We start from the raw sequence: 13,394 nt of genomic DNA, 5'->3' as shown, positions 1-13,394 counted from the left end.
CACTTTTGAATCTATCTTTTTTACAAATGAAACTCTTTAGACCATTTTTTTGAAAGTGGTCTACTTTCTTTATTCTCTCCTTTTCAACCCTTACAAAATATCATTATCACCTTATTATTAATTAAATTTATCATCAATATCTTTTATTAATGATTTTCTATTAGCGATCATCCCCATTATTTTGCTTTCTCCACTTTTTATCCTTAGTTTATATTTTTATTTGCAACATTATATTATTATAAAATATTATAAAAACCAATAATTATCCCCTTACTAAAAATATCTCCCCTCCTTTTGCCTTTATTTTTATTTTTTTTACCTCAATTAATTATTTTGCCTGATGAAAAATAATTTGGATATTTCTTTAGAAAAAAAATTAATCTCATATGCTAAAAATCAAAAACAAAGAAACAAAAGTTTTTTTCTCTCCCTTGCAAAAACACATTATTGCTTCTACTTTGTTAGGATTAACAATTGTGTTAGAATTTACCTATGATAAGTTAGGAATTGCCAAAATGGGATCAAATATCGGTTCTTTTATTAAAGTTTCTCTCCTTCCCTTAATTTTAATTGGTTTTTTATTGGGAAAAAAACATAGCTTTCTTTTTTGTTCTCTTTATGCTTTGTTTCACCTATTTAAAGCTATTTTTTTAAGTGAATCAACCAATATTTTAGCTTATATGCAAGACCAACAAATGCGTCCCTTACAACAAATTGCAGTTTTGCTTTTGGATTATCTTTTAGTTGATTTATCTTATAGTCTTTCTTTTGTTTTTTACAACCCTAATTTAAAATATTTTGATAATTATAAAAGAATTTTAATTAATTTATTAATAGTTTTTACCTTTGTTTTTGCTTTTAAATGTTTAGCTTCTTATTTTGTTTGGTTGCCCCTTATTACAAATAAACAAAATTATTTCCCCTTTTTAGCTCCCCTAAACCATAACCCTATTATTTGGTGTTTGTGTTATAATTTAATCCCTGTTTTTGCTACTTTTGCCTTTATTTTTATTTTTTTGTTTTTCTTAAATCCTAGAATTAAAACTTATCTTAACTATTATAGATAATTTTTTTGCTCCTCCTCCTCCTCTTTTTTTTCCTCAATGTTGTCAAAGAACATTTTATTAATATAAATAATAAAATTACATACACAAAGAAAAGAGAAAAACTATGAATAATAATTTTAATCGCAATCAAAAACTTTTAAGACAAATCATCCTCACTTCTTATCTAACTTCTTTATCAATTATTTTAACTAAAGTTTTTTATACATTTGGTAACCAAACAACCACTTTTACAACTATACCAGGGTTAAATATTTTTAGAACCCATACTGATTTTCTTGTCTATGTGCGTTTTTTGCCTTTAATTGTAATGTCTTTTTATGTTCCTTGGTATCTTTCTTTTATGGGAGCTTCTTTGGCAGAGGTTATCGGTTTTTATTTAATGCCCAAAACTCAAAGTTTTGGATTTGAACCTGTTGCCAATCTTTCTTGTTTTGTTTGCTTTGCCTTGTTGCCTGGTTTATTGTTGCAAAAAAAAGACCATTTTTTAAAATTTTATTTAGTAATTATCCTTGTTTCTGGATTATATCAAGTATGTAATTGGTATAATGTATTAAAATATCGTTTAAAAATAGATCTTTTTAAAAAAACAACTTGGCAAGCTAAAACTCCAATGAAAACAATTTTGATTGAAATACTTAAAGCAGATTTGTTTATTAGATTATCATTAGTTTTTGTGACTTCTATTTTTGTAGTTATCCTTTTAAAAGAGCTGTTTAAAAGATTGCAATTTTTAGCAGATACTTACGAATTTGATAAGAAATAATCAAATTTATTAGTTTATAATTAAAATATATTTATTCGACAATAAAATATTTTTTCAAACCAACATAAATAAAATTCAACTTACCATACAATTGCTATTTAGATATTTGTTTCATAAAAATTAAAAAAATAGGATTAAACCAAAGTGAAATTTCAAGATTTTAAATATCAAAGAGTTGATATTGCTCAAACCAAACAAACTATTTTTCCTATGATGGAGGCTTTTTTGGATGCTTCCTTATCAGAACAAATTAAAATTATTAACCGTCTTAATTCATTAATGGATGACATCAATTCCATGTTTACTTTGGCAGAAATTAGGCATAGCTTAGATGTAAAAGATACTTTTTATCAACAAGAAAAAAATTTTTGCGACCAAAATGCTCCTTTGATAACCGAATTGCAACATCAATTTAGTCAAACTATGGTAAAAAGTAAACATTATGACGCCTTAGTGCAAGAATTTGGTTCCTTGTTATTTGACCAAACCAAACTATTTTTAAAAACATTTGACCCTAAAATTATTCCTTATTTACAAGAAGAAAATACTTTAACAACCAAATATCAAAAATTAATTTCCGATCTTTCTGTTGATTTTGAAGGCAAACTTTATAATTTAAGTCAAATGGCTCCTTTTTTGGAATCGTCCCAAAGGCAAACTAGAAAAAATGCCCAATTAGCTGTTTCGCAATTTTTTGCTAAAAACGAACAAGAATACAACCTTATTTATGACCAATTAGTCCAAACGCGCACTAAGATGGCTCAAATATTGGGATATTCTAACTTTGTTGCCTTAGGTTATGATCTTTTAGGACGAACTGATTACGATGCTAACCAAATTGCAGATTATCGTACCAACATTTTAAAACATGTTTTGCCGTTTTATGCCATGACTCAAAAACGTAAATCCAAACGTTTAGGTATTGCTAAATTGGAAAGCTATGACAAAAGTTTTAATTTTGTAAGTGGCAATCCCAAACCTCAAGGAGGAGTTGCTTTTCAATTAACTCAAGCACAAAAAATGTATCATGCAATGTCTCTCCAAACCAAACCATTTTTTGATTTTCTCTTAGAAAAAAACTTATTAGATCTAAATAGTAAACCCAACAAAACAGGCGGAGGATACTGTACTTACCTGCCTAAATATAACGCTCCTTTTGTTTTTGCTAATTTTAATGGCACAAGCCATGATGTAGACGTTTTGACTCATGAAATAGGACACGCCTTCCAAGTTTATCAAAGTCGTCATTTAATTCCCGAATATCGTTGGCCTACTTTTGAAGCAGCTGAAATTAGTTCTATGGGAATGGAATTTTTAGCTTATCCGTGGTTAAAAGATTTTTTTGCTCAAGATGTAGACAAATATCAATTTCTACATTCATCGCAATCCCTTAATTTTTTACTTTATGGTGCTTTAGTGGATCATTTTCAACATGAAGTTTATCAAAATCCTCAAATGACTCCTGCCCAAAGAAAAGAATGTTGGCGTAATTTGGAAAAAAAATATTTGTTGTTAGAAACTTATGAAGGCGACCCTTTTTTAGAAAAAGGTACTTTTTGGTTTCGCCAAAGCCACATTTTTTCTACTCCTTTCTACTACATTGATTATACTTTAGCCCAAGTTTGTGCTTTAGAAATTTGGCTTTTAAGTCAACAAGATTATTCCCATACTTGGCAAAAGTACTTAAAATTATGTCAATTAGGTGGTTCACAAACTTTTTTAAACCTTTTAAAAACTACAGGACTTACTAATCCTTTTGAACCTAATCATTTAAAAAACATCGTTTCTTTTGTAACTTGTTATTTGCAAAAAATTGATGATACTAAATTTAATTACTCTATTTTATAACAATTTTTCCACCTTTTCATAAAAACTCAATCTTATTTTTTATTTTATATTTTAATTTACGATTCGTTGCAAAAGTGGTTTTCTTTTTTTTTAAACTTATCCCCACTCAAAATAAATCAAATATCTCAAAAATGCCCCATCAAAACTACCAAATATTAAAACAAAGAAAGAAAAAATTTAAAGTTATGATATCTATTCAAAATTTAACTTTTTATTACGGTTGTAATCCTATTCTCAAAGACCTTAATTTAATTATTCAAAATAATTCTTGGGTTTCTATTGTTGGTCATAATGGCTCGGGAAAATCTACTTTAGCTAAAATTTTAGTAGGACTGCTGGCTTGTACCAAAGGACAAATTTTAATTGACAATATCGTTTTAAATGAAAAAAATTTGCCTCTTTTGCGACATAAAATAGGTATGGTTTTCCAAAATCCTGATTATCAGTTTGCAGGACTTACTGTAAGAGAAGATATTGCATTTGGATTAGAAAATTATAATGTTTGTAGAGAAGAAATTATAGTCAAAGTTTTGCAATATGCAAAAATGGTAAAAATAGATGATTTATTAGATGAAAACGTGAATCAACTTTCAGGAGGACAAAAACAACGTGTAGCAATTGCCTCCATTTTAGCGATGGAACCTGAAATTATTATCTTTGATGAAGCAACTTCTTTTTTAGATCCTCAAGGTGCTTTGGAAGTGCAAAAAATTATTCAAACCATTAAAAATAAAATTTTGATTACCATTACTCATGATTTGGAGTTTGCCTCTAAAAGTGATGAAATTATTGTTCTTGATCAAGGAAAATTAATTACCCAAAGACCACCCCAAAACCTTTTTCAAGACCCTTTATTTTTGCAACAATATAAATTAAAACTCCCTTTATCATTACAGCTTTACTATGAAATTTTAAAAGACAGCACCACCAAAAAAATTAAAAATAATCAAATTTTAGAAAATTTAAAGGATATTTTATGGCAATACAATTTGAAAAAGTAAGTTTTTATTATAATAAAAAAAACCATACCAATCAAAAAACTGATGCCGCTTTATCTGATATTAATTTAAAAATTAATTCTCAAAATGAATTTATTGCTTTAGTGGGGGAAACCGGCTCAGGCAAATCGACCTTAGTGCAATTAATGAATGCTTTGCTTACCACAAATATAGGAAAAGTAACAGTTTGTGGTACTACCATAACTTCTAAAACCAAAAAAGAGCTCTTAGTGCCTTTGCGTCAAAAAGTAGGTTTAGTTTTCCAATTCCCCGAATATCAATTATTTGAAATAACTGTTTTAAAAGATGTAATGTTTGGAGCTGAAGTTTTTTTAAATAACAAACAACAAGCCCAAAAGCAAGCTCTCAAAACTTTAGAACAAATCAATATTCCTCCCACTTTACATCAAAAATCTCCTTTTCAAATTAGCGATGGGCAACAAAGAAAAGTAGCTATTGCAGGTATTTTAGCCATGCAGCCTGATATTTTAATCCTTGATGAACCTACGCGTGGTCTTGATTTGGAAAGTAGTTCTGATATTATGGATTTTTTACAAATTTTGCATCAAACATTTCACAAAACTATTATTATTATTACTCATGATATGAATTTGATTACCCAATATGCAAAACGTGTTTTGGTTTTGTCTCAAGGAAAATTGCTTTTTGATGGTACAAAAGAAACTTTTTTTGAACATCCCCAATTTGAGCAATTTAGCTTAGATATTCCTGATACTTTTAAAATTTTAAAATATTTAAATCAAACTTTAGGAATCCCTTTTAAAGCACACTATTGTTTTAGCACCCTTGCCCAATATTTAAAAGAGTTTTATTGTTAAAAGGTATTATTAATGGAAAATAATGATTTTACAAATAATAATTTATCCCGCACCCCTTTATCTCGTTGTTTTTTGTACCAACTCCATCCTTCTATCAAAATTCTTTCTTTTGTGTTGCTGTTAGTTTTTATTTTAAAACTTCCTATTAATGTTAATAATATTGCCCAAAATCAAGCTTTTATTTTTGCAAACCCCAAATACATTACTTTATTTTATATTTGTTTTATAGTAGTTTTAATGAGCCTTTGTTTCTTTTTTGGAGTAACTTGGAGTTATTTTTGGCAAAGAATTAAACATTTAAGATTTGTTTTTATTATTTCTTTGGTAATAAATTTAGTTCCTTTGGAAACTGATTCTTATGATGCTTTTATGCAAGTTTCCATTCCTATTTTAAGTTATGCCATCAATTCTTTTTGGTTGTTTTTAATATGTATTTTATTATATAATTTTACTAAAAAATATACCCCTTTTAAATTATCTTATTTGTTATTTTTGCTTTTGTGTGTCTTTGTTATTCCTTCATATTTTCCTTCCAATATACAAAATATTTTGGGATGCGAACCTAAAAAATATATATTGCAAACGACTTCTTTTCTAAGAATTTGTTTTATTATGACAAGATTGTTTTTAATTGTGATGTTGTTTTTTTTATTCAATAAAATAACTTCTTTTATCGAAATTCAAGATGGCCTAGATATTATTTTGTCTCCTTTAAAAAAACTCAAAATTGCTACTGAAACTTTTACTTTGATGCTTTCTTTAATTTTTATGGCTAATTCTTTTTTATTGCGAGAAACCAATAGAATTTTAAAAGCTCAGACAGCAAGAGGCATGGATTTGCACAAAAAAAATATTTTTAAAAGAATTAATCATCTTTTAGCCTTATTGGTTCCTATTTTTGTGTTGGTTTTTAAAAGGTCTTTGGTGCTTTCCAATGCTATGGAAGTAAGAGGTTATGTTTTGGGAGCTTCTCGTACTAAAATGATTATTTATCGTTGGAAAATACTTGATTTTATAACCATAATTATCATTTTTGCTTTATTGTTTATCAAATAAATTTGTAAATGATTTTATAAATACTTTTGTTTTTTTCAATAATTACATTGAATACCCAAAAATAAAAAAAGAAAAAGGTTGTGCCCAAAAATGAATCAAAAGTTAGGATTAAAAGACCAAGATCAAGAAATATTTGATCTTATTGAACAAGAAAAAACTAGACAAAAAGAAAATATCTTATTAATTGCTTCGGAAAATTTTGTTTCTCAAGCAGTATTAGACGCTCAAGGAAGTATTTTGACTAACAAATATGCAGAAGGATATCCTCAAGCTAGATATTATAATGGTTGTAAAAATGTAGATCAAATAGAAAAAATCGCCATTCAAAGAGCAACCAAGTTGTTTGGTGCTAAATATGCAAACGTCCAACCTCATTCAGGTTCACAAGCAAATATGGGAGTATTTCAAGCCTTATTAAAACCTGGTGATAAAATTTTAGGATTATCTTTAATGGATGGGGGACATCTTACTCATGGTCATAAATTAAGTTTTTCTGGTAGTTTTTACGAAGCTCATTTTTATAATGTCAATCCCCAAACTGAAATGCTTGATTATGATGTAATTCGTAAAGTTGCCTTAACAGTTAAACCTAAATTAATTATTGCAGGATATTCGGCTTATTCTAAAACTATTAATTTTAAAAAGTTTCGCCAAATTGCTGATGAAGTCAATGCCTATTTAATGGCAGATATTTCTCATATTGCAGGTTTAGTTGCTTGTGGTCTTCATCCTTGTCCCTTTGAAGCTAACGCCGATGTTGTTACTTCTACTATTCACAAAACGCTGAGGGGACCGCGTGGAGGTTTGATTTTAACTAATAAAGAAGAAGTATTTAAAAAAATCAATCGCGGTATTTTTCCAGGTATTCAAGGAGGACCTTGCATTCATACTATTGCTGCTAAAGCTGTTGCTTTTCAAGAAGCGATGATGCCTTCCTTTAAAGAATATCAAAAGCAAGTTATCAAAAATGCAAAAACCTTTGCTAAATCCTTCCAACAAAAAGGTTATCGCATTGTAAGTGGAAGCACTGACAATCATTTATTTATAATTGATGTTAAACATACAAATCCTGAGTTTACAGGAGCCAAAATCGCAAACACATTAGAAAAAATAAATATTGTTGTCAATAAAAATACCATTCCTTTTGATCAAGAAAAACCTTTTGTGACAAGCGGTATTAGAATTGGCACACCTGCTATGACAACAGTAGGTTTTAGAGAAAATGATTTTGTTGCAGTTGCAGACTTGATGGACAAAGCTATCAATCACTTGGACAATGAGTCTTATTTATCCCAAATTAAACAACAAGTTTTGGCTTTATTAAGTAAATTTAATAAATAAAAAACGACATCCTTATTTTCAATCATAAAAATAATTATTTTGTAATCCTACAATTTTACCCTTGCCTAATTATATTGACTCAATATTAATAAAGCATCAAAAAAAGACTCCTTATTATTAAGGGGTCCTTCCTTTTTTATGTAACAATTTTTGCCAGAAACGTCAACCCCTTTTTATTTTTTTTTTGTTACAAACATCCCATTTGTCAAAGTCATATCCATAAAAAAAATTAGCAAATAAACTCTGTTTTTGCTTATTTAAAACCAATTTATCTTTATATGTAATTATTTTTTTTTTATATGTTATAATAAAAATAATTAATGTTTTTTTAATTAATTAAAAAAAGTTACTCAAATTAGAATAAATTAGTATCTAGCATTTTTTATTACATACACACACACACACAGACAATTTAAAATTTTTTAAAAAGTAATTTATACAAAATCAGAAAAAAATAATTAAAAAAGATTTCAAAATGTAAAAAGGAGTTATTATTTGGAAAAAGCTTTAGTATTAAGGTTTTTGGCTGGAGTTTATTATATTAAAGATTTAGAAACTCAAATCATTTTGGAAGCTAAAAAAAGAGGTAAATTAAAAAAACCCGATATCAAAACTACCCAAAAAGAAAATAGTTCTGTCTCTGACTTTATTATTAAAGTAGGTGATATTGTGCTTTATGAACTTTCTTGTGATACTTATTTAATTCAATCTATTTTACCTCGTAAAAATGAATTAAAAAGACCTAATGTTGCCAATATTGACCAGGTATTGCTAGTTTTTTCATTAGTAAAGCCCAAATTTCAATTTCTTTTATTAGATAAGTTTTTATTAATTTTAGAACAACAAAAATTAGATGTAGTTTTGGTTTTTTCTAAAATAGATTTGTTAGAACCCAAAAACCTTACAACAATGAAACAACAATTATCTTATTACCAAAAATTTCAAAACTTTTATTATATCAACTCTAAGCAAAAAATAGGAATAGATGCCCTTAAACACATTTTTGCTAATCAAATTACAGTTTTGGCAGGACAAACCGGAGTAGGAAAATCTACTTTACTAAAAGCTTTAATTCCAGATGCCAAACTTAAAACACAAGAAATTTCCGAAAGTCTTGGCAGAGGCAAACATACCACCAAAAACGCCCAATTATACGATTTTAATGGCGGATTTATTGTGGATACTCCTGGTTTTTCCAAATTAGACTTAACTACTTTTTGCACTAGGACTTTAAAGAATTTTTATCCTGATTTTGTAGAACATGTTTGTGATTGTTTTTTTGGTGAAAGTTGTTTTCATTTACAAGAAGAAAAATGCGGCGTCAAAAAAGCTTTAGAAGACGGTCAAATACTTCCCTCTCGATATCAAAATTATGTGAGCTTTTACGAAGAAATCAAAAACCAACCCAAATATTAGTTTTTTTTACACATTTTTATAGCATCATTTCAGAAATCGATTTAAGAATTGCTATAAGATTATTTTTTATCTTTTTTACACAATTTTATAACCATATTTTGCCCCCTCAACAAAAAACTACTACCTATTTTTTACAAAATAAAATAACATAAGGAAACTCAAAAATGAAAGTCGGAATTATTGGTTTGCCAAATGTGGGCAAATCTACTTTATTTAATGCTTTAACTAAAATGCAAGTTTTAGAAGCTAATTACCCTTTTGCCACTATCGAACCTAATGTTGGCGTTGTAGAAGTGTCAGATTCTCGTCTTCAAACTTTATCTCTAATTTTTCAATCTCAAAAAACCATTTCTGCTTTGATAGAATTCAAAGATATTGCAGGTTTGGTGGAAGGAGCTTCTAAAGGCGAAGGGCTTGGCAATCAATTTTTAAATCATATTCGCGATGTAGATGCTATTTGTCATGTGGTTAAATGTTTTGAAGATCCAAATATTACTCATGTGAAAGAAACGAATAATCCTGTAGAAGAAATTGATATTATTCAAACAGAACTAGCTTTAGCAGATTTAGAACAAATTGAAAAACGCTTAATTAAATTGGGTAAACAAAAAAATAAACTTGACAAAGAATTATTGCAAGAAAAAGCTTTATTAACCAAAATTAAAACTCATTTAACTACCCAAGATTTAAAAAAATTGGTTTTTTCGGATGAAGAATTAAAGCTTGTCAAAACCTTTAATTTGTTATTTTTAAAACCTTCCCTTTATTTAGCCAACATTAAAGAACATGATTTATTATCTTTGGATTCCAACGTTTTTTACCAACAAGTTTTAGCGTATGCTACTAAAGAATCCAAAAAAGCAATTCCTTTGTGTGTTCAATTAGAAAAAGAAATATCGTCTTTAGATTTTGCAGAAAAGCAACTTTTTTTAAAGGACTATGGTCTTGTGGAATCAGGACTTACTAAATTAATTCAAGAAAGTTATGCTCTTTTAGAGCTCCAAACTTATTTTACTGCAGGACCTAAAGAAGTTCGCGCTTGGTCTTTTAAAAAGGGTCTTAAAGCTCCCGAATGTGCTCGTATTATTCACACTGATTTACAAAAAGGTTTTATCAAAGCTGAAGTTGTTTCTTACCTTGATTTATTAGAAGCTCAAACTTTTCAAAAAAGTAAAGAAAAAGGCAAAGTTCGCATTGAGGGTAAAGAATACATAGTTAAAGATGGCGATATTATTACTTTTAGATTTAATATTTAATTTTGATTTTTGATTTTTTCATTTATTTTAAACTTTAAGTCCAAATAACAAACAAAGCAATTTAACAACCTAAAAATAAGGAGATAAAAAAGGATATGACAACAAATTATAAAAAAACTCTTTTGATGCCAAAAACCGATTTTCCTATGAAAGGAAATTTAGGCAAAAACGAAATCAACATTCAAAAACATTGGCAAAAACTTAACTTATATCAAAAAAAATTACAACAAAATCAAGACAATACCCCTTTTATTTTGCACGATGGACCTCCTTATGCTAATGGCAATATTCATATGGGACATGCCTTAAACAAAATTTTAAAAGATTTTATTGTTCGTTTGCGCAGTATGCAAGGTTTTTACACTCCTTTAATTCCTGGTTGGGATACTCATGGTTTGCCAATTGAGGCAGCAGTTCTTAAAAAAACTTCCAAAAATGCTTTTACCAGAAAATCTTTCCTAGATAAATGCCAAGAATTTGCCTTGGAAAATGTTAATAATCAAAAACATCAATTTCAAAGATTAGGTATTTTGGGAGATTGGCAAAATCCTTATTTAACGTTGGATAAAACTTTTGTTGCTGATCAGGTAAGAATTTTTGGACAAATGGTTGCCAAAGGTTTAATTTTTAAAGCCCTTAAACCCATTCATTGGTCACCTACTTTAGAATCTGCTTTAGCAGAAGCAGAATTAGAATACCACAATCACCAATCTCCTTCTGTCTATGTTGCTTTTATCATGAAAAAACTAGATATTTTCGATAATGTGGCTTTGGTGATTTGGACAACTACTCCTTGGACTTTGCCTGCCAATGTAGCAATTGCGGTGCATCCTGAAAAAAAATATCAATTAATTGAAATTTTACAAAAACGCTATTTGGTAGGAACTAAAAACATTCCTTTTCTTCAAAAAGTTTTTGCTTGGAACCCAAAACACATTAAAGTTATTGCTACTTTTGAAGGAAAAACTTTAGAACATTTAACTTACCAAAATCACATTGTTTCCAAAACCGGAAAAATTATTTTATCACAACACGTTTTGGATGAAGAAGGAACAGGGCTAGTCCACATCGCTCCAGGACACGGTTTGGACGATTTTTTAGTAGGTCAAAAATATAATTTAGATGTTGTTTGTAGTGTTGATAAAAAAGGTATTATGACAAATGTTTCTAAATATCGAGGTCTATTTTATACCAAAGCCAACGAAGCTATCATCTCTGATTTAGAAAAAGATCATTCTTTGCTTAAATCAGATGTGATTTTGCACTCCTATCCTCATGATTGGCGCACTAAAAAACCAGTTATTTCTCTTGCACTTCCTCAATGGTTTGTCTCTATTAAAAAAATTAAATCTCTTTTGCTAGAAGAAACCCAAAAAGTTAAGTGGATTCCACGTTGGGGAGAATTAAAAATGACTAATATGATTGCTAATCGCGAGGATTGGAATATTAGTCGTCAAAGAACTTGGGGAATTCCCATTCCTATTTTTTACACCGAAACCCAACAACCTATTCTAGATTTAAAATTAATTAATCATGTAGCTAATTTATTCGAACAGCACGGAATGGATATTTGGTATGAATGGGATGTTAAAAAACTACTTCCTGAAAACTACACCCATCCCCAAAATCCTAACAATTTATTTACCAAAGAACTAGATATTATGGATGTTTGGTTTGACTCAGGAACTTCTTATAGTGTTTTTCAAAAACGTAATCAAGTTTTACAAAGTGATGTTTATTTGGAAGGTTCTGATCAATATCGTGGTTGGTTCAATTCTTCTTTAATTACTTCTGTAGCCACTCAAAATCAAGCTCCTTATAAAACTGTTATTACTCATGGTTTTGTTTTTGACGGAGAAGGCAAAAAAATGTCTAAATCTTTGGGCAATGTCATTGATCCATTAACTGTTGCTGAACAAAAAGGAGCAGATATTATTCGTTTATGGGTTGCAAACACTAATTATAATCTGGATGTCCGCATTAACCCTTCCATTTTAAAACAAGTAGAAGATATTTATCGCAAAATTAGAAACACTTTTCGTTTTATGTTAGGCAATTTATATAATTTTAAAAAAGACACTAATTATATTGTCTTTGAACAAAGAACTTTTATCCATCAAGCAATGATGCTAGATTTTGAAGAAGTTTTAAAAAACGTACTACATTCTTATGATACTTATAATTTTGAAGGTGTGTTAAGACATTTATTCCCTTTCATTACTAATAAAATTAGTGCTTTTTATCTAGATTTTTCCAAAGATATTTTATACATTGAAAAAGAAGATCACAAAGAAAGAAAGATGATTCAATCAACTATCTATGATTTGTTGTTATCACTTTTACAAGTTTTAACTCCAATCATTCCTCATACTACTTCTGAAGTTTACGGCTTTTTTCCTTTTACTGTGGAAAAAGATATTTATTTAGAAAAAATGCCACAACCCAAAACACGTTCAACTTCTCATCTTTTATTAGAATATCATAAATTTTTAACATTAAGAAAAAAAGTTTTACAATATTTGGAAAAAGCAAGACAAAGTGGACTTATTAATTCTTCTTTGCAAGCACATATTGCGTTATCATTAACCCAAGAAGAAATGTATGCTTTGGATGTTTTACAAATTAAAGATAAATTGCATCAACTTTTTATAGTCTCTAAAGTAACACTTCAATTAAAAGATACTTTTGATGTTATAATTTCTAAGGCTTCTGGATATGCTTGTCAAAGATGTTGGAACGTAGTTATCACTAAACCCCTTACTCATTTGTGCACACGTTGCCAAAATATATTAAAATAAAAGAAATAGGTG

General features: G+C 28.6%; 10 protein-coding genes. All 10 read left to right on the top strand.

All coding sequences use genetic code 11. From position 1 onward, the window contains the following. The first annotated feature begins 386 nt into the window (after nt 1–386). The 10 genes from N747_RS0102895 (at nt 387) to ileS (ending at nt 13,382) form a co-directional block, all read left to right on the top strand. Entirely contained in the window at nt 387–1,067 is a 681-nt protein-coding gene (locus N747_RS0102895; protein WP_024563714.1) for a hypothetical protein, read from the top strand. A 103-nt stretch (nt 1,068–1,170) separates the two neighbouring features. Beyond that, a complete protein-coding gene (locus N747_RS0102890) occupies nt 1,171–1,830 on the top strand; it encodes a hypothetical protein (RefSeq protein WP_024563713.1) in 660 nt (219 codons plus the stop codon). A gap of 144 nt (nt 1,831–1,974) precedes the next feature. Then, the gene (locus N747_RS0102885) at nt 1,975–3,678 is read left to right on the top strand and encodes a M3 family oligoendopeptidase (RefSeq protein ID WP_024563712.1); all 1,704 of its coding nucleotides are present in this window, start codon (nt 1,975–1,977) and stop codon (nt 3,676–3,678) included. Nucleotides 3,679–3,863: 185 nt separating this feature from the next. Continuing rightward, a complete protein-coding gene (locus N747_RS0102880) occupies nt 3,864–4,679 on the top strand; it encodes an ATP-binding cassette domain-containing protein (RefSeq protein ID WP_024563711.1) in 816 nt (271 codons plus the stop codon). Continuing rightward, nucleotides 4,655–5,515 carry an ATP-binding cassette domain-containing protein gene (locus N747_RS0102875; RefSeq protein ID WP_024563710.1) on the top strand — a complete coding sequence of 287 codons (861 nt, stop codon included), beginning with the start codon at nt 4,655–4,657 and terminating at the stop codon, nt 5,513–5,515. The genes N747_RS0102880 and N747_RS0102875 overlap by 25 nt, the downstream gene beginning before the upstream one ends. Before the next feature lie 12 nt (nt 5,516–5,527). Beyond that, a complete protein-coding gene (locus N747_RS0102870) occupies nt 5,528–6,571 on the top strand; it encodes an energy-coupling factor transporter transmembrane component T (protein ID WP_024563709.1) in 1,044 nt (347 codons plus the stop codon). 90 nt (nt 6,572–6,661) lie between these two features. Continuing rightward, a complete protein-coding gene (gene glyA, locus N747_RS0102860) occupies nt 6,662–7,912 on the top strand; it encodes a serine hydroxymethyltransferase (RefSeq protein WP_024563708.1) in 1,251 nt (416 codons plus the stop codon). 495 nt (nt 7,913–8,407) lie between these two features. Beyond that, the gene (rsgA, locus tag N747_RS0102855) at nt 8,408–9,328 is read left to right on the top strand and encodes a ribosome small subunit-dependent GTPase A (RefSeq protein ID WP_024563707.1); all 921 of its coding nucleotides are present in this window, start codon (nt 8,408–8,410) and stop codon (nt 9,326–9,328) included. Between the two features lie 164 nt (nt 9,329–9,492). Beyond that, the gene (ychF, locus tag N747_RS0102850) at nt 9,493–10,584 is read left to right on the top strand and encodes a redox-regulated ATPase YchF (protein ID WP_024563706.1); all 1,092 of its coding nucleotides are present in this window, start codon (nt 9,493–9,495) and stop codon (nt 10,582–10,584) included. Nucleotides 10,585–10,679: 95 nt separating this feature from the next. Continuing rightward, nucleotides 10,680–13,382: an isoleucine--tRNA ligase gene (ileS, locus tag N747_RS0102845; protein WP_024563705.1), complete on the top strand. Its 2,703-nt coding sequence runs from the start codon at nt 10,680–10,682 to the stop codon at nt 13,380–13,382. Nucleotides 13,383–13,394 lie beyond the last annotated feature (12 nt).

Source organism: Candidatus Phytoplasma tritici, from assembly GCF_000495255.1.
GTDB classification, from domain to species: domain Bacteria; phylum Bacillota_I; class Bacilli_A; order Acholeplasmatales; family Acholeplasmataceae; genus Phytoplasma; species Phytoplasma tritici.
This window is presented reverse-complemented; position numbering and strand designations above follow the sequence as displayed.

Coding starts and splice junctions, on each gene's coding strand:
- N747_RS0102895 (WP_024563714.1), top strand. CDS start 387: ATGCTAAAAATCAAAAACAAAGAAACAAAAGTTTTTTTCTCTCCCTTG.
- N747_RS0102890 (WP_024563713.1), top strand. CDS start 1,171: ATGAATAATAATTTTAATCGCAATCAAAAACTTTTAAGACAAATCATC.
- N747_RS0102880 (WP_024563711.1), top strand. CDS start 3,864: ATGATATCTATTCAAAATTTAACTTTTTATTACGGTTGTAATCCTATT.
- N747_RS0102875 (WP_024563710.1), top strand. CDS start 4,655: ATGGCAATACAATTTGAAAAAGTAAGTTTTTATTATAATAAAAAAAAC.
- N747_RS0102870 (WP_024563709.1), top strand. CDS start 5,528: ATGGAAAATAATGATTTTACAAATAATAATTTATCCCGCACCCCTTTA.
- glyA (WP_024563708.1), top strand. CDS start 6,662: ATGAATCAAAAGTTAGGATTAAAAGACCAAGATCAAGAAATATTTGAT.
- ychF (WP_024563706.1), top strand. CDS start 9,493: ATGAAAGTCGGAATTATTGGTTTGCCAAATGTGGGCAAATCTACTTTA.
- ileS (WP_024563705.1), top strand. CDS start 10,680: ATGACAACAAATTATAAAAAAACTCTTTTGATGCCAAAAACCGATTTT.